The organism is Bradyrhizobium sp. CSA207 (assembly GCF_029051685.1).
In the GTDB taxonomy this organism is placed as follows: Bacteria; Pseudomonadota; Alphaproteobacteria; order Rhizobiales; family Xanthobacteraceae; genus Bradyrhizobium.
On sequence record NZ_JAACFT010000012.1, the window covers coordinates 28,930 to 53,699 of the forward strand.

The 24,770-nt window shown below is 64.7% G+C and carries 24 protein-coding genes, 1 tRNA gene and 1 pseudogene; 13 read left to right on the forward strand and 13 right to left on the reverse strand.

The genetic code is table 11. The annotated features are described in order from the left end of the window. Positions 1-2 precede the first annotated feature (2 nt). Positions 3-680, reverse strand: a complete 678-nt coding sequence (locus tag GWG65_RS15160; RefSeq protein ID WP_275196369.1) for an alpha/beta family hydrolase — start codon at positions 678-680, stop codon at positions 3-5. Then, positions 677-1,354, reverse strand: a complete 678-nt coding sequence (locus GWG65_RS15165) for a TetR/AcrR family transcriptional regulator (protein WP_275196370.1) — start codon at positions 1,352-1,354, stop codon at positions 677-679. The genes GWG65_RS15160 and GWG65_RS15165 overlap by 4 nt, the downstream gene beginning before the upstream one ends. A gap of 74 nt (positions 1,355-1,428) precedes the next feature. Between GWG65_RS15165 and GWG65_RS15170 the strand changes: the two genes are divergently transcribed. Then, on the forward strand, positions 1,429-2,373 hold the full coding sequence (locus tag GWG65_RS15170) for an SDR family NAD(P)-dependent oxidoreductase (RefSeq protein WP_275196371.1): 945 nt from the start codon (positions 1,429-1,431) through the stop codon (positions 2,371-2,373). Positions 2,374-2,507: 134 nt separating this feature from the next. Beyond that, positions 2,508-3,653, forward strand: coding sequence for an acyl-CoA dehydrogenase family protein (locus GWG65_RS15175; protein ID WP_275196372.1), 1,146 nt, complete (start codon positions 2,508-2,510; stop codon positions 3,651-3,653). A gap of 17 nt (positions 3,654-3,670) precedes the next feature. Here GWG65_RS15175 and GWG65_RS15180 read toward each other — a convergent pair whose 3' ends face one another. Both GWG65_RS15180 and GWG65_RS15185 read right to left on the reverse strand, forming a co-directional pair. Further along, entirely contained in the window at positions 3,671-4,810 is a 1,140-nt protein-coding gene (locus GWG65_RS15180) for an amidohydrolase/deacetylase family metallohydrolase (protein ID WP_275196373.1), read from the reverse strand. A 142-nt stretch (positions 4,811-4,952) separates the two neighbouring features. Continuing rightward, positions 4,953-5,029, reverse strand: a tRNA-Arg gene (locus GWG65_RS15185). Positions 5,030-5,189: 160 nt separating this feature from the next. Between GWG65_RS15185 and GWG65_RS15190 the strand changes: the two genes are divergently transcribed. Both GWG65_RS15190 and GWG65_RS15195 read left to right on the forward strand, forming a co-directional pair. Continuing rightward, complete coding sequence (locus GWG65_RS15190; protein ID WP_275196374.1) at positions 5,190-5,555, forward strand: VOC family protein; 366 nt, start codon at positions 5,190-5,192, stop codon at positions 5,553-5,555. A 124-nt stretch (positions 5,556-5,679) separates the two neighbouring features. Beyond that, positions 5,680-5,973 carry a GYD domain-containing protein gene (locus GWG65_RS15195; protein ID WP_275196375.1) on the forward strand — a complete coding sequence of 98 codons (294 nt, stop codon included), beginning with the start codon at positions 5,680-5,682 and terminating at the stop codon, positions 5,971-5,973. Positions 5,974-6,191: 218 nt separating this feature from the next. Here GWG65_RS15195 and GWG65_RS15200 read toward each other — a convergent pair whose 3' ends face one another. Both GWG65_RS15200 and GWG65_RS15205 read right to left on the reverse strand, forming a co-directional pair. After that, on the reverse strand, positions 6,192-6,830 hold the full coding sequence (locus tag GWG65_RS15200; RefSeq protein ID WP_275196376.1) for an RraA family protein: 639 nt from the start codon (positions 6,828-6,830) through the stop codon (positions 6,192-6,194). 27 nt (positions 6,831-6,857) lie between these two features. Next, positions 6,858-8,376 (reverse strand): annotated as a pseudogene (locus GWG65_RS15205) (AMP-binding protein). A 231-nt stretch (positions 8,377-8,607) separates the two neighbouring features. On the opposite strand from GWG65_RS15205, the gene GWG65_RS15210 reads away from it, so the two are divergent. Next, positions 8,608-9,237, forward strand: a complete 630-nt coding sequence (locus tag GWG65_RS15210) for a hypothetical protein (protein ID WP_275196377.1) — start codon at positions 8,608-8,610, stop codon at positions 9,235-9,237. 172 nt (positions 9,238-9,409) lie between these two features. Here GWG65_RS15210 and GWG65_RS15215 read toward each other — a convergent pair whose 3' ends face one another. Beyond that, a complete protein-coding gene (locus GWG65_RS15215; RefSeq protein ID WP_275196532.1) occupies positions 9,410-9,625 on the reverse strand; it encodes a hypothetical protein in 216 nt (71 codons plus the stop codon). Positions 9,626-9,652: 27 nt separating this feature from the next. Further along, complete coding sequence (locus tag GWG65_RS15220) at positions 9,653-10,654, reverse strand: 2-dehydropantoate 2-reductase (RefSeq protein ID WP_275196378.1); 1,002 nt, start codon at positions 10,652-10,654, stop codon at positions 9,653-9,655. Between the two features lie 145 nt (positions 10,655-10,799). Between GWG65_RS15220 and GWG65_RS15225 the strand changes: the two genes are divergently transcribed. Together GWG65_RS15225 and GWG65_RS15230 are read left to right on the forward strand one after the other, a co-directional pair. After that, entirely contained in the window at positions 10,800-11,381 is a 582-nt protein-coding gene (locus tag GWG65_RS15225; RefSeq protein WP_275196379.1) for a YidB family protein, read from the forward strand. A 28-nt stretch (positions 11,382-11,409) separates the two neighbouring features. Continuing rightward, positions 11,410-11,682 (forward strand): GlsB/YeaQ/YmgE family stress response membrane protein, encoded by a 273-nt coding sequence (locus GWG65_RS15230; protein WP_212303528.1) that lies wholly within the window; start codon positions 11,410-11,412, stop codon positions 11,680-11,682. 195 nt (positions 11,683-11,877) lie between these two features. Here GWG65_RS15230 and GWG65_RS15235 read toward each other — a convergent pair whose 3' ends face one another. After that, positions 11,878-12,663 carry an SDR family oxidoreductase gene (locus GWG65_RS15235; RefSeq protein WP_275196380.1) on the reverse strand — a complete coding sequence of 262 codons (786 nt, stop codon included), beginning with the start codon at positions 12,661-12,663 and terminating at the stop codon, positions 11,878-11,880. A gap of 245 nt (positions 12,664-12,908) precedes the next feature. On the opposite strand from GWG65_RS15235, the gene GWG65_RS15240 reads away from it, so the two are divergent. The 3 genes from GWG65_RS15240 to GWG65_RS15250 all read left to right on the forward strand — a co-directional run bounded on the left by GWG65_RS15240 (position 12,909) and on the right by GWG65_RS15250 (position 16,168). Further along, positions 12,909-13,973 (forward strand): acyl-CoA dehydrogenase family protein, encoded by a 1,065-nt coding sequence (locus GWG65_RS15240; RefSeq protein ID WP_275196381.1) that lies wholly within the window; start codon positions 12,909-12,911, stop codon positions 13,971-13,973. An 18-nt stretch (positions 13,974-13,991) separates the two neighbouring features. Further along, positions 13,992-15,152, forward strand: coding sequence for an acyl-CoA dehydrogenase family protein (locus GWG65_RS15245; RefSeq protein WP_275196382.1), 1,161 nt, complete (start codon positions 13,992-13,994; stop codon positions 15,150-15,152). A gap of 197 nt (positions 15,153-15,349) precedes the next feature. Then, positions 15,350-16,168: an enoyl-CoA hydratase/isomerase family protein gene (locus tag GWG65_RS15250; RefSeq protein ID WP_275196383.1), complete on the forward strand. Its 819-nt coding sequence runs from the start codon at positions 15,350-15,352 to the stop codon at positions 16,166-16,168. A gap of 190 nt (positions 16,169-16,358) precedes the next feature. Here the strand turns inward: GWG65_RS15250 and GWG65_RS15255 are convergent, their stop codons facing one another. The 3 genes from GWG65_RS15255 to GWG65_RS15265 form a co-directional block, all read right to left on the reverse strand. Continuing rightward, entirely contained in the window at positions 16,359-17,120 is a 762-nt protein-coding gene (locus GWG65_RS15255) for a hypothetical protein (protein WP_275196533.1), read from the reverse strand. Positions 17,121-17,122: 2 nt separating this feature from the next. Further along, the gene (locus GWG65_RS15260) at positions 17,123-17,914 is read right to left on the reverse strand and encodes an enoyl-CoA hydratase (protein ID WP_275196384.1); all 792 of its coding nucleotides are present in this window, start codon (positions 17,912-17,914) and stop codon (positions 17,123-17,125) included. 167 nt (positions 17,915-18,081) lie between these two features. Beyond that, the gene (locus GWG65_RS15265; RefSeq protein ID WP_275196385.1) at positions 18,082-19,287 is read right to left on the reverse strand and encodes an ABC transporter substrate-binding protein; all 1,206 of its coding nucleotides are present in this window, start codon (positions 19,285-19,287) and stop codon (positions 18,082-18,084) included. Positions 19,288-19,532: 245 nt separating this feature from the next. On the opposite strand from GWG65_RS15265, the gene GWG65_RS15270 reads away from it, so the two are divergent. Together GWG65_RS15270 and GWG65_RS15275 are read left to right on the forward strand one after the other, a co-directional pair. Then, positions 19,533-20,381, forward strand: coding sequence for a thermonuclease family protein (locus GWG65_RS15270; RefSeq protein ID WP_275196534.1), 849 nt, complete (start codon positions 19,533-19,535; stop codon positions 20,379-20,381). A 131-nt stretch (positions 20,382-20,512) separates the two neighbouring features. Beyond that, positions 20,513-21,904, forward strand: a complete 1,392-nt coding sequence (locus tag GWG65_RS15275; protein WP_275196386.1) for a M48 family metalloprotease — start codon at positions 20,513-20,515, stop codon at positions 21,902-21,904. Between the two features lie 194 nt (positions 21,905-22,098). Here GWG65_RS15275 and GWG65_RS15280 read toward each other — a convergent pair whose 3' ends face one another. Then, a complete protein-coding gene (locus GWG65_RS15280) occupies positions 22,099-23,427 on the reverse strand; it encodes an MFS transporter (protein WP_275196387.1) in 1,329 nt (442 codons plus the stop codon). 182 nt (positions 23,428-23,609) lie between these two features. Here GWG65_RS15280 and cyoA point away from each other — a divergent pair, with 182 nt between their 5' ends. Then, complete coding sequence (gene cyoA / locus GWG65_RS15285; RefSeq protein ID WP_275196388.1) at positions 23,610-24,770, forward strand: ubiquinol oxidase subunit II; 1,161 nt, start codon at positions 23,610-23,612, stop codon at positions 24,768-24,770.

A 24,770-nucleotide genomic window follows, 5' to 3' on the forward strand; every position in this document is an offset into this window, starting at 1 on the left:
TCTCAGGCGAGCTCGTCGATCCAGGCGGCAAGCGTATCGAGCACCTCCGCAAGTGCCTCGTCATTGCTGCGGCCGGACTTGCGCAGCACCGCGAAGGAGTGATCGCCGCCTGCGACCTCGTGCAGCTTCGCCTTCGGACCGAGCCCCGCGATGACCGGCTTGAGGGTGGCGAGATCGGCGAGCCTATCGCGCGTACCCTGCAGGAATAGCATGGGGATGTCGACGCGGGCGAGGTGCTCGGCACGCTCGGTCGACGGCTTGTTGTCGGCATGCAGAGGAAAGCCGAGGAAGGCGAGCCCTTTTACCCCTGGCAGCGGCGCTTTGGACTGTGCCTGCGATGTCATGCGACCGCCGAACGATTTGCCGCCCGCGACGAGCGGCACGCCGGGGCACAGCCGCGCGGCCTCCTCGACCGCCGCACCGATGGTGGCGTGCGCGACCGCCGGCTGGTCGGGACGCCCCTGTTTCTTCTCCATATAGGGAAAATTGAAGCGAAACGTCGCAATGCTGCGGTTCGCCAGGCCTGCTGCGATCTTGTCCATGAACGCATGCCGCATGTCGGCGCCGGCGCCGTGTGCCAGGACGTAGCAGGCGCGCGCATTATCCGGCTGCGTCAGGATCGCCGAGACGCTGCCGATGCGCTCGATGTCGAGCTTGAGCTCTGTCGCCTTGGCGGTCATGGCGCTTTCAACCCTCGATCTGCACTTGGCGGCGCGCTGCTCGCCGGCCAGAGATAATTCAGGACACGATTGAGCGTCGTCATGATCTCGCGGTGTCCGGCCTCGCTCCTCACCGGGCCGAATTTTCCCTCGAGCGCAAGTTTGGCAAAGCCGTGAACGGTCGACCAGGCCGCCGCGGCCGCGGTCTTCGCCTCCTTCGCAGTCCCGCCGACGAGTTCGGCGATGATGATCTCGAACTCGTGGCCGGCCGCCCTGCTCGCCTGCACCAGACGCGCATCGTCCGCGACGAGGCGCTTGTTGGCAAACATCATCTGGAAGCGGCCGGGATGCTTCAGCGCGAATTCGACATAGGCCATGCCCTGGGCGTGGAGCTTTTCGCGCGCACCCTGCCTGCGGGACGCAGCATCCCGCAGCGCGCCGGCAAGCGCCTCATAGCCGCGAATCGCCACCTCCGTCAGCAGGCCCTGCGCATTGCCGAAATGATGCGAGGGTGCGGCCGGGGACACGCCAGCGCGGCGGGCTGCCTCGCGCAACGTGAAACCTTCGGCGCCTTGCTCGGCAAGAATGGCCTCGCTCGCCGCGATCAGGGCCTCCTGAAGCTCACCATGATGATAGCCGGCTTCCGACTTCGGAACCCTGTGGCTCGGCTTGGCGCGCGCGTTCGGCTTCGTCATGTATATCTTGACACTGTTCAGATTGCGGATTATCTATCTTAACACTGTTTAGATCGAGCGGCCGGGAGTTCGAAATGACCGAAATGCAGCATAGCACCGCGCCCTCCCGCGTAAAGCGGCGTCATCTGGTCGGCGGCGCCGCGCTGGGCATGCTGGCGAGCGCCATCGGCGGACTTGCCGGCGGCATGGCGCTCGGCCAGGGCGCGACGCTGCCGCAGCAGAAGCCGAGCGGCAGGCGGCGCTTCGCCGACAAGACCATCATCGTGACCGGCGGCACATCGGGGATCGGCCGCGCCGCGGCGATCATGTTTGCTGCCGAAGGCGGCAAGGTGGTGTTCTGCGGACGCAATGTCGAGCGCGGGACACGGGTGGAGGACGAGATCAAGGCGGGCGGCGGCAACGCAACCTTCGTCCGTGCCGACGTCCGCAACGAGGCCGAGGTCAAGGCCTTGGTCGACAAGACAATCGAGCTTCATGGCCGCCTCGACATGGCTTTCAACAATGCGGGCATCTCCATAGAAAAGCCGCTGCATCAGTACAGCGCTGCCGAATTCGACGACGTGATCAATACCGACCTGCGCGGCGTGTTCCTGTCGATGAAGTACCAGATTCCGCACATGCTGCAGAAGGGTGGATCGATCGTGGTTACCTCGTCATCCAATGCCATCGCCACGACGGCGAACCGCTCGGCCTATTCCGCGGCCAAGCGCGGGCTTGTCGGCATGGTTCAGGCCGCAGCGCTCGAATATGCCCAGTACGGCATCCGCATCAACACCCTGATCCCCGGCACCACGGACACGCCATTCATCCGCCGGCTCGCCGGCATGGAAAATCTCCCCGATGCGGCTTGGCACGTGGCAATCGCGCAATGGGCCAAAAGCCATGTGCCGGGGATGCAGCGCGTGGCGACGGCAGAAGAGATCGCGGCCTTCGCACTCGTGCTCGCCTCGGACGATCATCCCTACACGACCGGCGGCCAGTTCATCATCGACGGCGGCAAAACGGCGCAGGCGGGATAGGGCATCTGCCGGCGCAGCCTCAAGACACAATCATTGGCAGCTTCGGCTGGCGTAGCAACGCGGCGGGCTTGCGCTCGCGTCTGGCCTTGTGGCACGGCTGAGCGGGCACATCGCCAGCAACGATCGAGGCCGCCATGTCCTACCGCTCCTCCTGGATGACCGAAGAGCTCGATGTCTTCCGCGACCAGTTCCGGAAATATCTCGCCAAGGACCTGGCGCCGCATGCCGAGAAGTGGCGCGAGCAGAAGATGGTCGATCGCTTTGCCTGGCGCGGGCTCGGCGAGATGGGCGCGCTGCTGGCGAGCGTGCCCGAGGCATACGGCGGATTGGGTGCGAGCTTCGCCTACGACGCCGCGGTGCTGGAAGATCTCGAAAGCACAGTGCCGGAACTGACGACCGGCGTCTCCGTGCACAGCGCCATCGTCGCCCACTACATCCTCAACTACGGCTCGGAAGACCAGAAGAAGCGCTGGCTGCCGAAGATGGCATCGGGCGAAATGGTCGGCGCAGTCGCCATGACCGAGCCCGGCACCGGCTCGGATCTTCAGGCGGTCAAGACAACAGCGAAGAAGCAGGGCAATTCCTACGTCATCAACGGCGAGAAGACGTTCATCACCAACGGCCAGGCCGCCGATCTCGTCATCGTCGTCGCGCGCACCGGGGATGCCGGCGCTAAGGGCATTTCGCTGATCGTGGTCGAGACCGCAGGCGCGGACGGTTACAAGCGCGGGCGCAACCTCGACAAGATCGGGCTGCACGCCTCCGACACCTCCGAGCTGTTCTTCGACAACGTCACCGTGCCGCCGGAAAACCTGCTCGGCGGCGAGGAAGGCCAGGGCTTTGTGCAGCTGATGCAGCAATTGCCGCAGGAGCGCCTCGCGCTCGCGGTCGGCGCCGTCGCCGCGATGGAGCGCGCGATCAAGCTCACCACCGAATACACCAAGGAGCGGAAAGCGTTCGGCAAGCCGCTGATGGACTTCCAGAACACCGCCTTCAAGCTCGCCGAGCGCAAGACCGAGGCGATGATCGCGCGCGTCTTCGTCGACTGGTGCATCGAACGCCTGGTCGCAAAGGACCTCGACACCGTCACGGCGTCGATGGCGAAATACTGGTGCTCGGAAAAACAGGTCGAGACCGCTGACGAATGCCTCCAGCTGTTCGGCGGCTACGGCTACATGCAGGAATATCCGATCTCGCGCATCTTCATCGATTCCCGCATCCAGAAGATCTATGGCGGCACCAACGAGATCATGAAGCTGCTGATTGCTAGGTCGCTGTAGGGCGGGAGGCACCACCGCTATTTCGGATGCCACCAGCGACCGCCGATGACGACACCTTCGGAGACGATCTTGCGGTCGCCGATCAGATGCTCGCCGACGACGTCCTCATAATCGAACTGGCCTTCCCTCACCGAGATCAGCGTGGCGTCGCCGACGCAGCCCGGCTTGAGGCTGCCGAGTTCGGGACGCCGCACCGCCATGGCCGCGTTCACAGTCGATGCGGCAATCACATCCGAGAGCTTCATGCCCATGCACAGGAATTTCGACATGGTCGTCACCTGGTCGTAGGCCGGGCCGTCGATGCAGAGCAGGTGGATGTCGGAGGAAATTGTGTCCGGATAAAATCCGTTGGCGAGCATCGCGCGCGCGGTCTTGAACGCGAACGAGCCCTTGCCGTGGCCGATGTCGAACAGCACGCCGCGCTCGCGCGCGTCCAGCGCTGCCCTCTTCACCGTCCCTTGCGCGGTCGCCGGCGTGTTCGGGAAGGGCCGGAAAGCATGGGTGAGCACGTCGCCGGGGCGCAGTCGTGCCAGCACCTCCTCATAGCTCGGCGGCGGGTGGTCGATATGCGCCATCAAGGGCATGCCGACCTCATTTGCGACCTCGAGCGCGATATCGAGCGGCACGATCCCCGACGTGCCCGAGGCGTGCAGGCCGACGCGCACCTTGATGCCGACGATGAGGTCGCGGTTGGCATCCGCCACCTTGGCTGCATCGATCGGATTCATCAGCCGCAACTCCTCGCTCTCGCCGACCATGATCCGGTGCGAGAAGCCGAAGATGCCGGCATGGGAGACGTGCAGATAGGCGAGGATGCGGACCTGGCTCGGCTCGATCACGTGCTTGCGGAACCCGGCAAAGTTGCCGGGGCCGGCGCTGCCGGTATCGACCGCGGTGGTGACGCCGGAGGTGCGGCAAAACTCCTCGGCATCGATGCCGAGCGAGGTGCCGCCCCAATAGACGTGGGTGTGCAGATCGATCAGTCCCGGCGTCACGATCAGCTGCGAGACGTCGCGCACCTCGGTGGCAGGATCGGCCCTGAGCCCGCTGCCCACCGCAGCGACCTTGCCGCCGGCAAAGGCGACGTCCAGCACGGCATCGAGCTTCTGGGACGGGTCGATCACACGGCCGCCGCGCAGGATCAAGTCGAAAGGCATTGTCGTCTCCGGATGGGGCAGTGTGGCGCGGTCGGCATGTCAGCCGGGCCAGCAAGGAAGGAAGCCTTTCGGTTCTAGCAATTTTTGCGCCGACGAGCGCGGCAAACAGCGACGATTGCGCATGAGAAAATGGCGAGCAATCTGGCGATCCCGGGAAGACTCGAACTTCCGACCTACGGTTTAGGAAACCGTCGCTCTATCCGGCTGAGCTACGGGACCGCGGAACCCGCTCGGCGGGTTCGGCCCCCTCATAGCAGAGCAGGATGCAGTTCGCCAGCCGCAAGGCCGGCCGGCAATCTGCCGCTCGGCTCATCGTCAACCTGCACTTGGCGGCTGTACAATCGGCTCCGAGCCCAAACTCTGGTTAGGAGCCGCCATCATGATCGAGGGCATCAGCGCCATCACTCTCGCCATCCACGACATGCGCCGTGCCGTGCAGTTCTACCGCTCGCTCGGATTCGAGATCCTGCACGGCGGTGAGGCTGCCCCGTTCACGAGCTTTCGCGCCGGCACGGGTTATCTCAATCTGACTGTGCAGCCGGACAAGCGCTGGTCCTGGTGGGGGCGCGTCATCTTCTACGTCGCCGACGTCGACGCGATCTACGAACGCGCGCTGGCAGCGGGATGGCAGCCGAGCACCACGCCACGCGATGCCGAATGGGGCGAGCGCTACTTTCATCTCACTGACCTCGATGGTCATGAGCTCAGTTTTGCCCGGCCATTGTCCCGACCGAAGTTGTCCTGACCAAATAAGTCACATCCACTGACGCTCCCAACGCGCAAGTAGCGCTATCTCGGCCGCTGTGGCAAACTCGGCGCGGTTTCCTCAAGCGAGAATTCTATCTGGGTTCTAACCAGGGAGGACGACCATGGTAACCTATGTCGTGCTGGGAAACTTCACTGATCAGGGAGTCCGGAATGTCAAGGACTCGCCGAAGCGGGCCGAGGCCTTCAAGGAGATGGCCAAAACGTTCGGCGTGACTGTGAAAGAGATCGCCTGGACGCAAGGACGGTATGACATTGTAACCGTTCTCGAGGCTCCGGATGAGGCTGCCGCGATGTCGCTCAGCCTTAGTCTCAGCGCACTCGGCAATGTCCGCACCGAAACGCTGCGCGCGTTTTCGGCAGCAGATATGACAAAGATCGTCGGCAAGATGCTCTGACGCTCAAGCCCGCGCGAGCGCACCCGGACCTGGGATGGCAATCCCGGGAAGAGGCTGTCGTGTCCTGATATTGTTGTCGCACGACCTGGCCCCAACAGCTGACCTGCTTGTCGAAGAACGTCTCGAACGCGTTCGTATCCTCAAGCAGCGCGGTCATCTTCTGCCGTCTCCTTGAGCGGCGTCGCGATCGAATCGCGGTCGGCGCTGCCCTGATTTGATTATGATTTTCCATAAGAGCCCTGATAGCGGCCCTCGCGGATCGCCTTCAGGGTCTCCTCCTCGCGCACGATCTGGGCGCGCACCGCTTCCAGCAGGCTTGCGGCGGTCGCAGCGGGAAACGACACCACGCCGTCCTCGTCGCCCACCACGATGTCACCGGGCGAGATCACGCTGCCGCCGATCGTAACAGGCACGTTGATCTCGCCGGGACCGTTCTTGTAGGGACCGCGGTGGATCACCGCGCGGGCAAAGCAGGGAAAGTCGTCCGCAGCGAAGGCCGCGACGTCCCGGATCGCGCCGTCGATCACATAGCCTTCCGCTTTGCGCCACTGCGCGATGTTCTTCATGATCTCGCCGACCAGCGCCCGGGTCTCGTCGCCGCCGCCATCGACCACGATGACGTCGCCGGGCCCGACCAGCTCGAGCGCGCGGTGGATCGCGAGATTGTCGCCGGGACGGGTGCGCACCGTGAAGGCCGTCCCCACCAGCTTGCCGCTGCGATGTTGGGGCTTTAGCCCCACCGCGCCGGGCAGCCGGGCGAGATTATCGGAAATAATCGAGGTCGGCGCGTTCCTGAATCCCTCGATCATATCGGCCGGCGGCTTCGGCACGCTGTTCGCAGCGATGGTAACGGTCATGAAACTCCAGTCCTTCCGTGATGTCTCTTAGTCGACGTGCGCCTGCGCCTTGGACGGCGTGATGCGGAATGCCCGCCCCTCCTTCATCCACGCCGCGCGCTCGTCGCGCAACAGCGTGCGGCGAACTTTTCCGGAATCATCGCGCGGCGGGGCGCTGACGATCTCAAAGCTCTCAGGATGCTTGTAGCGGCTGAGCCTGTCCTTGAGGAAATTCGGCCATGCTATCGGCGATCGCCTGCCCGTCTGCGCCGGGCTCGGGTTCGATGATGGCGTGCACGCGCTGACCGAACTCCGGATCGGGCAATCCCACCACCACGCAGGAGCGGACGCCGGGAGCGGCGGAGACCGCGGCCTCGACTTCGGCCGGATAGATATTGGCGCCGCCGCGCAGCACCATGTCGGCGAGGCGATCGCCGAGATAGAGATAACCTTCGGCATCCAGCCTGCCGATATCGCCGAGCGACTCCCAGCCATCGGCGCGACGCTTCGGCTCGGCGCCGAGATAGTGATAGGTGGCATCCGTGCCGTCATTGTTGAGGAAATAGATCTCGCCGGTCTCGCCCGGCGCGACGTCGTTGCCGTCCTCGCCAATGATGCGCAGCTTCGCCGTCTCGCCGATCTTGCCGACCGAGCCCTTGTGCGCCAGCCATTCCGTGCCCGAAATGACGCAGGCGCCCTGCCGCTCAGTGCCGCCATACAGCTCCCAGATCCGCTCCGGTCCGAGCCAGGCGATCCAGTTCTCCTTCAGCCAGGGCGGCATCGGAGCTGCCATGTGGAACACGGTCTGCAAGCTCGACACATCGTAGGCGTTGCGCACGTTCTCCGGCAGTGCCCAGATCCGGTGCATCATGGTCGGAACGAAATTGACCCATTGCACGCGCTCGCGCTCGATCAGGCGCAGCGTCTCTTCGGCATCGAACTTGACGAGACCGGTCAGCTTGCCGCCGGCGAACAGCGCGTAGTGCGACAGGATGAACGGCGCATTGTGGTAGAGCGGGCCCGGATTGAGCAGCGAGGCGCCGACGGGGATGTTGAGCGGCGGCGCAGCGACGGTGTCGGTCACCGCCGGCTGGTGATCGAGAATCACTTTCGGCCGGCCGGTCGAGCCGCCGCTGGTCATGGCTTTCCAGTAGCGCGCCACCGGCGGGGTGAGCGGCTCGTCCGAAAATCCATCCGGCGCGAAATCCGCAGGCAGGCGGTTCGGCGCATTCCAGTCGGCCTCGCCGCCGACCACCAGCGCCGGCTTCAAAATATCGAGCACGGCGGCGGCTTCGCCGCGCGGCAGCCGCCATGACAGCGAGGTCGGCGTCGCACCGCATTTCCACACCGCAAAGCTGGTCTCGAAAAATGCGTTGCCGTTCGGCAATCCGATTGCGGCGAAATCGCCGGGCTTCACGCCCTTGGCGGCAAACGCCTGCGCGCGCCGGTTCGCACCGCGCTCGAGCTCATCCCATGTCAGCGTGTCCTGCCCGTGGCGGACGGCGATCGTGCCTTGCGGCTTGCGTTCTGCGTACCAGCGCGGCACGTCGGACAGGGGCAGCAGCATCAGGCGTTTCCACTTCGTCTTCTTGGCGTCACCTCAGTATGAGGCGTTTGCAGGACGAAGTGTAACAGCCGGCCGGCCCGGCGCTGTGACTCCCGAGCCACGTCAAGCAAAAAATGTCAGCAACACAGACCGGAAATTGAGGGGTTCCACGGGTGACAAGCCGGCGATAAACGGGCAAAAATCAGGCCCGACTCAGTCCGGGTTGAGTTTTGCAAGGAATGCTCTCGTAGAATGTCGTCCGTGTCTGCATCGCGTCGTGCGGCGCTGCCTCTCGTTGCCGCAGCAGGATTTCTGCTGACGACGCCGCATGCCCACGCCCAATGGTGGAAGCGGGCGCCGGTCGATTTCGAGGAATGCGCCGACGCCGCCGAGAAAGCCGCGACCAAGGCCGAGAAGACGGCCGCGCTTGCCGAGTGCAATGCCAAGTTCGCCGGGCGGCGCAAGGCGGGCGGCGGCTACAGCTATTACGACTTCCTCCAGGATCGCACCTTCGACATCGCCGGGCCCAATCCGACGCCGGAGGAGCAGAAGAAGATCGACGAATCCTACACCGCCTATCTCGCCAACCAGCGCCGCAGCAATGTGGCGGAAGCGGCCGCGCGGCAGCAGCGCGAGCAGCAGGAGCAGCAACAGCTCCAGCAAGTCGCGTTGCGAACCGAGGTCGCGCGCGTGCCGGTGCCCGTGCCGGTCGAACGGCCGAAAGTCCAGCAGGCGGTGGCCGGCGACGCGCGATCGCGACCCAAGGGCGCACCCTGCATCAAGGGCTCATTCTCCTGCGAATGGCCGCGATTGTCGGAAAGCTTGAACGACCTGAAGAAGCTGTTCAACCCGACGCCGAGCAAGCCGGCGAAGAAGGGCTGAGCGGCGGCCACAGGCGTCATTGCGAGCGCAGCGAAGCAATCCAGAGCCTCTCCGCGGACGGATTCTGGATCGCTTCGCTGCGCTCGCAATGACGAGTTGGATGGAGATTTGCACTAAACCATCCGCGCAGTCGTCCCGGTGGAGAGCTGGAGCGACGGCGGAGAGCGTGGCCTCAGTTCGTGCGCTTCTTCTTGCTTCGCTTGGGCGTCACCACCGGCGGGGTGATCGGCGCTGCTGTCGTTGTTGATCCGCCCAGCGTCTTCCGACTCTCCTGCAGTCGCGCGTCGTAGCCGGGAGAGTTCATGACGGTCGGCGGCCTTGCCGCCGCGAACGTGGAAGCGCCGCAAAGGGCCGCCAAAGCGAGCCCGGTCATCAAACAACGCCTCATCGCGCTCTCTCCCGTCGTGCTCAAGCGCTACCCCCGGATCTGCCGCGGCGTCAGACGCGGGGGGCCATTCCCCGCAGCTTCGGCCTGCTTGATCAGCGCAACAATACGGCGCATCAGCGGCACAGCGACGTCGTTCTGTTCGGCCAGCGCGATGACCGCGCCCTGGAGATAGTCGATCTCGGTCTTGCGGCCCTGCTTCAGGTCCTGCCACATCGAGGAACGCGCCTCGGGGTCGATCTTCATGGTCCGCCCCAGGATCAGGTTGAAAATCGCGTCAGGCAATCTCAGCAAGGTCGGCGTCCAGGACATGGGGATCGGCGTCGCCGACACCGGATTGATGCCGGCGGTCTTCAATGCGGCCAGCCCCTCCGCCATCTGGTCGGCGAACAATTTTCGCCAGTCGCGGTTCGCCAGTTGCGCGGCCAGCGGCATGTCGGACAAGGCGCTGAGCGCGTTGTTCAAATTGATGATCAGCTTGCCCCATTGCACGCCGGTGATGTCGCGGCTCGCGCGCATCGTGAGACCGGGCACCGAGAGCGCAGCGGCCGTATTCGCCTCGTCTTCCCCGATATGAATGTCGCCGGAGGTCGAACGATGGAAGCGGCCCTCGCCCATGGCGATCACGTTGAACGGCACCATGCCGGCGAGCACGCGCCGGCCGCCGAGGCGCTCGCGCAGAACCGCAACATTGCCGATGCCGTTTTGCAAGGACACGATGACTGCATCCTCCGGCGCATGGTGCGCGATTTGATCCGCGACTTCAGCTGTATTGGCGCTTTTCACCGTGACCAGCACGATGCCGGCGCTGTGGAAGATCGCGGGATCCTCCGACAGCGCGAGCTGGCCGGTGCTGAGCTTCCTTTCGGAGCCGTCGAAGTCGGTGAGCCGCAGGCCGAACCGCTCGATCTCGGTCTTCACCCGCGGCCGCACCAGCAGCGCGACGCGGCGACCGCCGGCCGCCAGCATGCCGCCGACGAGACAGCCGATGGCGCCCGCGCCAGCCACCACGATCGGTCGATCCGTATTCACCTGGCCACGCTCCCGAAATGACCCGCCCTCGATAGCAGAGCAAACACCCGCTGCCCATTCCCGCGGTTGCGGCGCAATCGCCTTGTAACCGTCATGAGAGCCTCATATGTTTTCGAACGGGGCTTGTTACCGGCAGGAGAACGCCATGGGTTTGCTCGACGTCCTCAACGGCATGCAGAACGGCCCGCGCGGCCCAAGCGCGCCGAGTTCTCAATCCTCATCCAGCGGCGGCATGTCGCCCATGACCATGGCGATCCTCGGCCTGCTCGCCTGGAAGGCATTCAAGCATTTGAGCGGCAACCAATCCGGCAGCGCACCGCAGCCGTCTCCGGCACCGACACCGACGCACCTCCCCCCGGCGGTGAATGCGGGCGCCGGCGGCGGTCTCGGTGACCTGCTGAAGGGTGGTCTCGGCGGCCTGCTCGCGGGCGGCGCGGCCGGCAGCGTGCTGAGCGGCGGGCTCGGCGATCTCCTCAACCAGCTCCAGCAGAGCGGTCACGGTGAAACCGCGAGCACCTGGGTCGGCAAGGGCCAGAACAAGGAGATCGCACCCAACGATCTCGCCAACGCACTCGGCGCCGACCAGATCGAAAGCCTGTCGGCCCAGAGCGGCCTGTCGCGCGAGGAACTGCTCTCCGGCCTCAGCCAGTATCTGCCGCAGGTGATCGACCATCTGACGCCGGACGGACGGCTGCCGACCGAGCAAGAGATCTCGGGCAGAGTCTGATTTTAGTCAAAGCGAGGGGAGCACTGACATGAGCATGGGCGGCCTGTTGTGGATCATCGTCGTCGGCTTCGTCGCCGGCCTCATCGCGCGCTGGCTCGCGCCGGGACCGAACAATCCGAGCGGCTTCATCCTGACCACCATCCTCGGCATCGTCGGCGCATTCCTGGCGACGTTCATCGGCCAGGCCATCGGCCACTACGGCCCCGACCAGGGCGCTGGATTCATCATGGCCACCATCGGCGCCGTGGTGGTACTGTTCATCTGGCACCGGCTAGTCGCGAGCGGCGTGATCAAGGGGTAGCCCACAGTCGCATTGCGGTGTGGCCCATCGACAAATTCGGTGTCGTCCCGGCGAAGGCCGGGATCCATAGCCACCGAATTTGGTTTGGCGAAGATTGGCAATTGCCGACTTCGCACTACAATTACGGCCTGTGGTTATGGGTCCCGGCCTTCGCCGGGACGACGGTTGTGTTTGTCGCGCTAGCGGAGCGCGATCTCACGCAATCAAATGCATCCCGGCATCCATACGCACGACCTCGCCGGTCATGTTGCTGGAGGCCGGCATCGCCAGGAAGCAGACGAGCTGTGCGATGTCGTCGGCAGTTGATGCGACCTTCAGCGGCACCTTCGCCACCACGCTGTCGCGCACCTGCTTTGCACCCGCCTCGCCGCGGCCCTTGGTGAACCAGGGCGTGTCGATATAGCCGGGGCACACCGTGTTGACGCGGATCAGCGGCGCCAGCGCACGCGACAGCGACAGCGTCATGGTGTTGAGCGCACCCTTGCTCGCCGCATAGGCGATCGACGAGCCGACGCCGCTGATGCCGGCAACCGAGGAGATGTTGACCACGGCTGACGGCCGCCCCGACGCCTTCGCACCGGCCTCCAGCAGGCTGCGCGCGGCGCGCACCATCTGGAACGGGCCGATGGTGTTGACGCCGTACAATCGCTGAAAATCTTCCGCCGACAATCCGTCGAGGTCGGCATGGGCGACGTGCTTGGTGGTGCCGGCATTGTTGACGAGCACGTCGAGCCGGCCCCAGGGCGCGGCGGCAGCCACGATCTTGCGGCAGTCCTCGTCGCGCGAGACATCGCCCTGCGCAACCAGAACGTCCGCGGCGCCAGCCTTGCGGCAGGCCTCAGCCGTTGCCTCGGCCTCCTTCTGGCTCGAGGAATAGTTGATGACGAGCCGCGCCCCGCTCCGCGCGAGAATGTTCGCGGTCGCCGCGCCAAGCCCGGATGCGGACCCCGTCACGATTGCGCACAAGCCGTCCTTTGCCATCCGGATTTCCTTCCCCTTGTTGAGTATCGCCGCCTTGTTTAGCGAGTTTGGCGCGCCCTGCAAATCGAGCAAACTCCGCTAAGCGGAATTACTACGGAATGGTCCTTCGCCCATGCCGGCGCCGCAGATGGACCTGCGATCAACGCTTGTCAGGACCATGGCTTTTTCCGATCATCGGGCGCAAGAAGAGACCGCGCGGCGGCCCAATCGGCCGGATGCGCCAATGGTACAACACGGGGAACGCTGTGGCGGAGAGTGACAATATCGTCGTCGAGACCGCGGAAAAAATCTTCGCCGATCTCGCCGATCCGCAAGAAATCAACAACGACAAGAAGGACGCGTGGCGAGCGCCGCTGTGGCAGGCGCTGAGCGAGGCCGGCCTGCCGCTGTCCTGGGTGCCTGACGACCTCGGCGGCTCCGGTGCGAGCCTTGCCGACGGCTTTGCCCTTCTGAACGCCGCCGGCCGCTTTGCGATCGCAGTTCCGCTGGCCGAGACCATGCTGGCGGGCTGGCTGCTGGCGCAAGCGAAGATCGCTTCGCCGGAGGGCGAGATGACGGTGCTGCCGGCGAGCCCGAAGGATCGCATAGCACTCGACGCCGACGGCGCACTCTCGGGCCGCGCCCGCGGCGTGCCGTTTGCGAAAGCGGCCAAGCATTTTGCCGTGCTGGCGCATGGCAAGGACGGCGTCTCGATTGCGCTGGTCGACGCAACAAGAGTGCGGATCGAACCCGGGCTCAATGTCGGCTACGATCACAGCGACACCGTCACGCTCGACAAGGTGCAGCCCGTCGCCATCAAGTCCGCCCCGAAGGGCTTTGAGCCGACCACCCTGATGCTGATGGGCGGCGTCGCGCGCAGCCTTCAGATCGCGGGCGCGCTGGAAGCGATGCTCGACATCTCCGTGCGCTATTCCAACGAGCGCGTCGCCTTCGAGAAGAAGATCTCGAAATTCCAGGCGGTGCAGCACAACCTCGCGCGCCTTGCCGGCGAGTCCGCCGCGGCGCTGGCGGCTGCGACATCGGCGGCCGATGCGATCGCCAGCGCAAAGTCCTTCGACGACGAAGTTTACCTCGAAGCCGCCTCCGCAAAGATTCGCTGCGCGGAAGCTGCGGAAAAAGGCGGCGCCATCGCGCACCAGGTGCACGGCGCGATCGGCTTCACCATCGAGCACATCCTGCACCGCTATTCGCTGCGGGCGCTGGCCTGGCGCGACGATTTCGGTTCCGAAAGCCACTGGGCTGTCGAGCTCGGCAGGCTGGTTGCCAATCGCGGCGCCGACGAATTGTGGCCGCTCGTGGCGTCGCGCTGATCAGGGGACGACAGACCAATGACCGCTGCCCTCCGTTTCGATCCGATCCGCCTTCCCGAAGAATGCGAGCAATTGCGCAAGGAAGTGCGCGCCTTCCTCGCCGAAGAAATCGCCGCCGGCACTTTCGATCCGCACAAACCCAACCGCGAGGACACCGACGCGCCCGAATTTTCCCGTCGGGTCGGCGCCAAGGGCTGGCTGGGGATGACATGGCCGAAAAAATACGGCGGCCAGGAGCGCTCGTTCCTCGAACGTTATGTGGTGACCGAGGAGATGCGCGTCGCGAATGCGCCCACGCGGCGCTTCTTCGTCGCCGACCGCCAGAGCGGGCCGGTGCTTTTGAAATACGCCCCCGAGCACATCAAGATGGACATCCTGCCGCGCATCTGCCGCGGCGAAATCTGCTTTGCCATCGGCATGAGCGAGCCGAACTCCGGCTCGGACCTGTTCGCCGCCAAGACGCGCGCGACCAAGACCGACGGCGGCTATCTCATCAACGGCACCAAGATCTGGACGTCGTCGGCGCACATTGCCGACTACATGATCGCGATTTTCCGCACGTCGCAGCCGACCAAGGAGAACCGCCGCCACGGCCTGACCCAGTTCCTGGTCAAGATGAAGCAGCCGGGCATCCAGGTGAACCCGATCGGCCAGATCACCGGCCAGTACGAGTTCAACGAGGTCGTCTTCACCGACTTCTTCGTGCCCGACGATCACGTGCTCGGCGAAGTCGACGGCGCCTGGAAGCAGGCGACGAGCGAGCTCGCCTATGAGCGCTCGGGTCCGGAGCGTTTCCTCGAAACTTATTACGTGCTGACCGAGCTCGTCCGCGCGGTCGGCTCCAATCCGGATACGCGCAGCGCCGAAGGCATCGGCCGCCTGGTGGCGCAGCTCCACACCATGCGGCGCATGTCGGTGTCGGTCGCCGGCATGCTGCAGGCTGGCATGGAGCCGGTGGTGGAGGCGTCAATCGTCAAGGACATCGGCACGGTCTGGGAGCAGCAGCTGCCGCACCGTGTGCGCGATCTCGCCGCCTTCGTCGAGGAGACCGCGACCAACCGCGAGACGCTGGAGCGACAGCTCGACTTCGCCATCAAGACCGCACCGAAACTCACCATCCAGGGCGGCACCACCGAAGTGCTGCGCGGCATCATCGCGCGCGGACTTGGCCTGCGCTAGCGCCGATGAGATCACCCCGCCGGCCACTCGCTCCGTTCACCTCTCCCATAGGGAGAGGTCGATTTGCTCGAGCAAATCGGGTGAGGGGTTACGCTCTATCGAGGGACCGCAGCCCCTCACCCCGGCGCTACACGCCTACCTCTCCCTCCCGGAGAGGTGGTTCTTCGCTACGGACAGATCGAGATACAGGAGGCCACATGAGCACATATACGGATATCGGCGTCGAGAAGGTCGGGCACGTCGGCACCATCGAGATCCGCAGGCCGCCGCTCAACTTCTTCGACATTTCGCTGATCAACCAGATCGCGGACGCGCTCGACGAGTTCGACCGCGACATCGAGATCCGGAGTTCTGTGCTGTCGGCGCAAGGCAAGGCCTTCTGCGCCGGCGCCAATTTCGGCGACCCGGCACGGCAGGCGCAGGAGGCGCGCGAGGCCGAGAAGACTGCAAAGGGAGACCCGGCCGACAGCCTCGGCCCCATCAACCATCTCTACATCCAGGCCGTGCGCATCTTCCGCGCCAAGAAGCCGATCGTCGCCGCCGTGCAGGGCGCTGCCATCGGCGGCGGCTTGGGCCTGGCGGTGTCGGCGGATTTCCGCGTCACCTGCCCCGAGGCGCGCTTCTCCGCGAATTTTACAAAACTCGGTTTCCATCCCGGCTTCGGCCTGACCGTGACGCTGCCTGAGCTGATCGGCAAGAACAACGCCGAGCTGATGTTCTACACCAGCCGCCGCGTCACCGGTGAGGAAGCTTATAAATGGGGCCTCGCCAACGAGCTGGTGCCGCAGGACCAGGTAAAGGCGGCGGCGATGAAGCTCGCCGGCGAGATCGCCGAATGCTCCCCGCTCGGCCTCGTCTCCACCCGCGCCACGATGCGAGCGGGTCTAGCCGACCGCGTCATGGCCGCGACCAATCACGAGCTCGAGGAACAGACCAGGTTGCGCGCGACCGAGGATTTCAAGGAAGGCGTGAAGGCCACGGAAGAACGAAGGGCGGCAAACTTCAGGGGACGGTGACTCCTTTCTTCCTTCTCCCCTTGTGGGAGAAGGTGGCGCGAAGCGCCGGATGAGGGGTTGCCTCCGCATGCTCTACTGAAGCAGTTCATGCGCGGAGAGAGACCCCTCACCCGGCTGCGCTTCGCGCAGCCACCCTCTCCCACAAGGGGAGAGGGTTTAACCCCGCCCATCAGCAGGGCATCAACGATCGTTACGCCCCAATGCGGAACGTCACCCCGCCTAGCAGGAACTCATTGCCCGCCACCGCATGCCCCTTCGCCTTCGCCGCATGCAGCACGCTCGCCACATCGGCGACACGGAACTCGAGTGTACTCATGATTTCGCTGCCACCCTTCACGAAGCGAAAGCTCGCATTGGGCAGCTTCAGCTCTGTCTCACCTGCCACCGCCGTCGGCGCCACGCCAATGATCTTGCCCCAATGCTCCGCCAGCCCGATCGGATCCGGGCTCTGCATCTCCACACCGGTCAGCGCCTGCGTCACGTCCTTGCGGATGAACTTTTGCCAGTCCGACCCCGCCGGCGGATACGGGCCCAGAATGTCGTCGCTGCCATCCGTGTGGTTGAATTCGATGAAGGCGGCGCGGCAATCGCGGGGGTGCAGCTGCACGCCGTGATAGGGCGCGTGGTCGATGACGTTGGCGGTGCGCACGCCCATGGCGTTCGCGTTGCGCCCGCGCTGATCGGGATCATTGCAGCAGAAGATCGCCATATAGCCGCCGCGGCCGCCGGTCTTCTCGATGAAGCGGCCGGCCGTGGTGCCGTCCCTGAACGGCGCGACCACTTCCAGCAAAATCGTGTCGACCGGCAGCAGCGCGTTCTCGAGGCCATACTTTGCGACATTGCCGTCGCGATAGCAGACCGCGAGGCCCATGATCCCTGCGATGTCCGAGATCACGGGCTCGAGCTGCGGCGCGACCAGACAGATCTGCCGCAGCCGCACATAGGGCGCCATCGTCATGCGCCCTTGAAGGTGGGCTTGCGCTTCTCGACGAAGGCTTTTGCGGCCTCCTTGTGATCCTCGGTGTCGCCGCAGCGGGTGTGGTGGATCGCCTCGCCGTCGAAGCAATCCTCCAGCGCCAGATGCTCGGCATTGTTGATGTTGCGCTTGATAAAGCCGAGCGCGATCGACGGGCCCTGGGCCAGCGACAGCGCCAGTTCATGCGCGGCCGCGTCGATCTCGGCATCAGGCACGACCCTGGTCACCATGCCGATCGCATGCGCTTCCTTGGCGGTGAGCACGGGCGAGGTCAGATACAGCTCGCGCGCCCGTGCGCTACCGAGCAGCTGAGTCAAGAAATAGGTGCCGCCGTAATCGCCGGAGAAACCAACTTTCGCAAACGCCGTCGTGATCTTGCAGGATTCGCTAGCGATGCGCAGGTCGCAGGACAGCGCCATCGACAGGCCGGCGCCGGCCGCGGCGCCATCGAGCTGCGCCACCACCGGTTTTGGCATCTGGTGCAGGATGCGCGAGACCTCCATGCCGCGGCGCAAATTGGCAAGCTTTTGCTCGAACGGCAGTGGCGCGCGGCCCTCCGCCATCGACTTGACGTCGCCGCCGACGCAGAAGGAGCCGCCGGCGCCCTTGAACAGCACCGCGCGCACCTCCGGATCGTCAGCCGCGCGCCGCGCCGCCTCGACCAGCCCGCGCACCATGTCCGGGTTGAGCGCGTTCTTGCGCTCCGGCCGGTTCATGGTGATGGTGAGCAGCCCGCCTTCGAGCTTTTGCAGAACCATGTCGTTGCTCATGGTGCGTCTCCCTTGTTGTTGTTTTGCTCTGTCTATCGCCGCACTCGTCATTGCGAGCGAAGCGAAGCAATCCAGGAATGTATCTTCGGAGACAGTCTGGATTGCTTCGTCGCACCAGCGCAAAATTGCTTCGCAATTTTGTCGCGGGCTCCTCGCAATGACGAAGCTTATTTCTTCACCAACGGACAGCGCGACTGCTCCAGCGACTGGAACGCCTCGTTGCCGGGCACGGTGGCGAGCAGCTTGTAATCGTCCCAACGGCCCCTGGACTCCGACGGCTTTTTCACCTCGAACAGGTACATGTCATGCAGCATGCGGCCGTCTTCGCGGATCTTGCCGTTCTTGGCGAAGAAGTCGTTGATCGGCGTCTCCTTCATCAGCTTCATCACCGCAGCCGAATCGGTCGTGCCTGCCGCCTTCACGGCCTTGAGGTAATGCGTCACGGAGGAGTAGACGCCGGCCTGCGCCGAGGTCGGCGGCCGCTTCATGCGCTCGGCGAAGCGTTTGGAGAATGCGCGCGTGTCGTCGTTGAGGTCCCAGTAGAAGGCCTCGGCCAGCAGCAGGCCCTGCGCCGTCTCCAGGCCGATCGAATCGATATCGGTAACGAAGGCGAGCAGCGGCGAGATTTTCTGGCCGCCCTTGGTGATACCGAACTCCGCCGCCTGCTTGATGGCGTTGACGGTATCGCCGCCGGCATTCGCCAGCCCGATCACCTTGGCCTTCGACGCCTGAGCCTGCAGCAGGAACGACGAAAAATCCGACGTGTTGAGAGGATGGCGGACATTGCCCAGCACCTTGCCACCGGTCTTGGTGACGACGTTGCTGGTGTCCTTCTCAAGATCCTGGCCGAAGGCGTAGTCGGCGGTGAGGAAGAACCAGCTGTCGAGGCCGGACTTCACGGCCGCAAGGCCGGTTACGTTGGCCTGCCCGAACGTGTCGAACACGTAGTGCACGGTGTAGGGACCGCAGGCCTCGTTGGTGAGGCGGATCGAGCCGGGGCCGTTGAAGATGACGATCTTGTTGTGCGCTTTCGCAATCTCGCCGGCGGCAAGCGCGGTCGCGGAGGCCGCGACGTCGTAGATCATCTCGACGCCCTGATTGTCGAGCATGTCGCGGGCGATGTTGGCGGACAGATCGGCCTTGTTGAGATGGTCGGCCGCCAGCACCTGGATCTTGCGTCCCAGCACCTCGCCGCCGAAATCCTCCACCGCCATCTTGGCCGCGGTCTCGCTGCCGGGGCCGGTGATGTCGGCATACAGGCTCGACATGTCGAGGATGCCGCCAATCTTCAATGGCGGCTTGTCCTGGGCCTGCGCTGCGCTCGCGCTCAGGGCGAATGCGGCGGCAAAAATGCCCGACAAAATTATCTTCATTGAAGAAAGACCTCCCTTATCGCGCCGTGCTCTGATGGCGGCTTGGTTATTGCTGTTGCCGCAATCATGCCGCATGCGCGACAGCGCAGCAAGCAGAAGCGCGATACGCGTATTGCGATTGCCTTGTGTTTTCCGCAAAGCGGAATGGTCAGGTACGGATCAATGTTTCCACGTCATTGCGAGCGAAGCGAAGCAATCCAGTTTGTCACCGCGGAAAGACTCTGGATTGCTTCGCTTCGCTCGCAATGACGGAGTGTGAAGAAGCCTCTTCGCGACCCGCCACGCTTGAGTTAAGATCGACACACAACGCAACCTCTCCGGGCAACGTGAAACGGTCCATCACCCTCATCGCACTTCTCGTCGCGTCGCACATCACCGCGCACGCGACACCCTGTCAGTTCGAGTCCCAGGGCGAGGGCCGCGTCGCCGCCATCGTCGATGCGCGCAGCGTGCGCCTCGACGACGGCCGCGAAATCCGTCTCACCGGAATCGAGCCGACCGCGACGACGAAGCAGGCGCTGACGTCGCTTCTGGTGGGCCACGACGTGACCATGCGCGGCACCGACGACACCCCCGATCGTTACGGCCGCCAAGCCGCCGTCATGTTCACCGGCGAGACCGATATCTCCGTGCAGGCCATCCTGCTCGCCCAGGGCGAGGCGATCGTCGCCGCCGAGATTGCGGACAAGGACTGCGCGGCGGCCCTGATGGCGTCGGAAGCCGAGGCGCGCCGCCAAAAAAAGGGCAATTGGGCTGACCCGTCGGCCATAAAAAACGCGGAAAGTCCGGACGATATTTTGGCCGAGATCGGGCGCTTTATGGTGGTGGAGGGCAAAGTCCTGTCGGTCCGGCAAGCTGGGGCAACGACTTACCTCAACTTCGGACGGAACTGGACACGCGGCTTTGCCGTGACTATTTCAAGGCGCATATTGCCGGTCTTCGAGAGCGCCGGGGTTGCCCTTAAGTCCTTGGAAAATCGACGCGTTCGAGTCCGGGGCTGGGTCGAGGGGACGACGGGGCCGCGTATCGATGTACGCCTCGTGGGACAGGTCGAATTGCTGGGCGCAAGCGAGCCGACAGGGGTAAGGCCATAAAGGCCAGGCACGGGTTAAGCGACGTGGATGGGGTGCTAGAACGGCACGGACGAGGTGATGGCCGCCGCCTGCGGGCTGCGCCGGCCGCGCTATGCCTTGTGCTGGGCACAGCCTTGGCTGGCTGCGGCGATATGGGCCGGTTCCAGACCGCTGCGACGACACCGACGATCGCGATGCCGAAGCCGAAGCCGGCGGTCGCCCAGACCCCGGCCACCGAAAAGGAGCACGAGCGCATCCTGGCGAGCTATGGCGGCACCTATGACGACCCCCGGCTCGAATCACTGGTCACCAAGACCGTCGAGCGGCTGGTCGCGGCGTCCGACCGTCCCGACCAGGGCTACAGGGTGACCATTCTCAATTCCGGCGCGGTCAACGCCTTTGCGCTACCGAACGGGCAGCTCTATGTCACGCGCGGCCTGCTCGCGCTCGCCAGCGACACCTCGGAATTGTCTTCCGTGCTCAGCCACGAGATGGCGCATGTGCTGTCCAAGCACGCCGCGATGCGCGAGGACCAGGCGCGCCAGGCCGCGATCGTCACCCGCGTCGTCACCGACATGAGCAACGATCCCGATCTCACCGCGCTTGCGCTTGCCAAGACCAAACTCACCATGGCGAGCTTTTCGCGTAACCAGGAGTTCGAGGCCGACGCCGTCGGGGTAGGCCTTTCCGCGCGCGCGCATTTCGACCCCTATGGCGCGTCGCGCTTTCTCTCGGCGATGGAGCGCAATGCGGAGCTCAAGGCCGGCAAGACCACGCTCGATCCGCGCGCACAGGATTTTACCTCGTCGCATCCGGCTACCCCGGAGCGCGTGCAGAACGCGCAGACCATCGCGCGGCAGTACGCCGCGCCTGAAGGCGCCGAACGCGACCGCGAGACTTACCTCGCCGCGATCGACAACCTCGTCTATGGCGAGGACCCCAGCGAAGGCTTCGTCCGCGGCCGGCGCTTTCTGCACCCAAAGCTCGGCTTCACCTTCCAGGCGCCGGACAATTTTACGCTCGACAACACTGCGCAGGCCGTAATCGGCGTGCGCGACGGCGGCTCGCAGGCGATGCGCTTCGACGTCGTGCGGGTGCCGGCCGAGCAGTCGCTCGGCGACTACCTCAATTCGGGCTGGATGGAAGGCGTCGACAAGACCTCGACCGAGGATATCACCATCAACGGCTTTCCGGCCGCCTCCGCCACCGCCAAGGGCGACCAGTGGCAGTTCAAGGTCTACGCGCTACGCTTCGGCAGCGACGTCTACCGCTTCATCTTCGCCACGAGGCAGAAGTCGACCGAGAGCGAGCGCAACGCACGCGAGACCGTCAATTCGTTCCGCCGCCTGACCCTCGAGGAAATCCAGGCCGCCCGTCCGTTGCGCATCAAGGTGATCACGGTGCAGCCCGGCGACACCGTGGAATCACTCTCCCACCGCATGGCCGGCGTCGATCACCCGGCCGAGCGTTTTCGCGTGCTCAACGGCCTCGATCGCAACGCGCAGGTGAAGGTGCGCGACCGCGTGAAGGTCGTGGCGGATTGACGCGCGGCCTCATAATCTGCCGTCGTCCCGGCGAAGGCCGGGACCCATAACCACAGGGAGCAATTTGGCGGATGCTCGTCGTTCGGGATTAAGACCATCCGCGTTCGATAGATCACGCGGTATGGGTCCCGGCCCCCGTGCGCAATTGCGCACTAGGCCGGGACGACATCGCTTTCGTAGCTACAGCTGAAGCCCTAACCGCCCGCGTCCATGTCCCCCGCCTCGCGCTGGCCGCTGAGCCAGAGCGCCAGCAGGGTCCAGAACGCGCCGGAGAGCAGATAGGCACCCGAGGCGATGACGCCGAGATTGGTCGCGAGCAACAAAGCTGCGAGCGGAGCAAAGCCGGCGCCGAACAGCCAGGCCATGTCGGAGGTCAGCGCGGACGCCGTGTAGCGGTACATCTGCTTGAAGTTCGAGGCGATGGCGCCCGAGGACTGGCCGAAGGACAGGCCGAGCAGGATGAAGCCGATCACCATGTAGATGGTCTCGCCGAACGCGCCGGCATCGAGCAGCTGCGGGGCGAAGCCGCTATAGACCGCGATCGCGATCGCCGAGCCCATCAGCAGCGACTTGCGGCCGACACGGTCGGCGATGATGCCGGACAGCACGATCGCGCCGACCCCGAACACTGCGGCGACGATCTCGATGATCAAGAACCGCACCGGGCTTTCGCGGGTGAACAGGAACACCCAGGACAGCGGAAACACCGTGACCATGTGGAACAGCGCGAAGCTCGCCAGCGGCGCGAACGCCCCCAGCATGATGTTGTGGCCTTCGTGGGCGACGGTGTCGGAGATGCGCGACGGCTGCAATTCGCGGGTCTCGAACAGCGAAGCATATTCCTCCGTCGTCACCATGCGCAGGCGGGCGAACAGCGCCACGACGTTGATGGCAAACGCAACGAAGAACGGGTAGCGCCAGCCCCAGTCGAAGAAATCATCGGCCGAGAGATTGCCGGCGAAATAGGCGAACAGCGCGCTCGCCACGATCAGCCCGAGCGGCGCCCCCAACTGCGGCACCATGGCGTACCAGCCGCGCTTCGAGGGCGGCGCATTCAGCGCCAGCAGCGAGGCCAGACCGTCCCAGGCACCGCCCCAGGCCAGACCCTGCGCGATCCGCGCCAGCGCCAGCAGCCAGATCGCGGCGCTGCCGATCTCGCGATAACCCGGCAGGAACGCGATCGCGACGGTCGCGGTGCCGAGCAGGAACAGCGCCGAGATCAGCTTGGCCGTCTTGCCGTACTCGCGGTCCACCGTCATGAAAATGACGGTGCCGATCGGCCGGGCCATGAAGGCCAGCGCAAAGATCGTGAAGGAATAAAGCGTTCCGGTGAGTTCGCTCGCGAACGGGAACACCAGGCGCGGGAATACGATCACCGAGGCGATCGCGAAGACGAAGAAGTCGAAGAATTCCGATGTGCGGCCGATGATGACGCCGATGGCGATCTCGCCGGCACTGGCCTGATCGTGGCCGTGCTCGCCGGAGTGGAGGTCTGCCATTGCGGGGGTCTGTGCCGTCGCCATGCGTAGCGCCCTTAACGTCCTGAAAACCAATGCCGACCGCCCGGCGGGTGCCGGGCAATCTGGACTTGTCTGGCGCAACATTCCGCACTGCAACATTGGACAAATTGTCCAATGTCCGGATTGCTGCGCCGCAGCTACCCCTTGGCCCCGCAAAGGAAACTCATTCTCATAAGGCTCAGCCCGTGTCTCGTCTCAAGATCCTGGCGTTACTACCCTTGGCAGTTGCGCTAAGCGGTTGCAACTACATCGTGCTGGCGCCAGCCGGCGATATCGCTGCCCAGCAGCGCGACCTCGTCATCATCTCCACCGTCCTGATGCTCCTGATCGTCGTCCCCGTGATGGCGCTGACGGTGCTGTTCGCCTGGCGCTACCGCCAGACCAACACGAGCGCGCGCTATGAGCCGGATTGGGATCACTCGACCAAGCTCGAGCTGGTGATCTGGTCGGCGCCGCTGCTGATCATCGTCTGCCTGGGTGCGCTGACCTGGATGGGCACGCATCTGCTCGATCCCTACCGCACGCTCGGCCGCATCAACGCGGATCGCGCCGTGGATCAGTCCAGGGCCCCGCTCGAGGTCGACGTCGTCGCGCTCGACTGGAAATGGCTCTTTATCTATCCGGATTACGGCATCGCCACCGTCAACGAGCTTGCGGCACCGGTCGATCGCCCGATCAACTTCCGCATCACCGCATCCTCGGTGATGAACTCGTTCTACATCCCCGCGCTGGCCGGCCAGATCTACGCGATGCCGGGCATGGAGACCAAGCTCCACGCCGTGGTGAACCATTCCGGCACCTACAAGGGTTTTTCGGCGAATTACAGCGGTGCCGGTTTCTCCGGCATGCACTTCGCCTTCCATGCCCTCGACGACAAGGGCTTTGACGGCTGGATCGCCGGCGCCAAATCGGCCGGCAGCACGCTCGGCCGCGCCGAATATCTCCAGCTCGAGAAGCCGAGCCAGAACGAGCCGGTGCGGCGCTACGGCACCATCGATTCCGATCTCTATCGCCTGATCCTCAACATGTGCGTCGAGACCGGCAAGATGTGCCAGAGCGAGATGATGGCGATCGACGCCAAGGGCGGCCTCGGTCATGAGGGCCTCAACAACACCCTGCCGCTGGCCTACGACAAGTACGCCCGCCGCGGCACCGCGCTTGGCGGCGAGCCGACCTTTGTCGCCGGCACCTGCACGCCCGAGGCGCCGCAGGGCCAGACGACGGCGGCCATCAAGGCGCCGCTCGACACCGCGCCGCTGCTCGGCGCCGGCCTGAAGCGCCCGACCTTCGCGCCGCTCAAGTCTTCGTCCTTCTTCTTCGGACAATTTCCGAAGTCAGACTCCTAA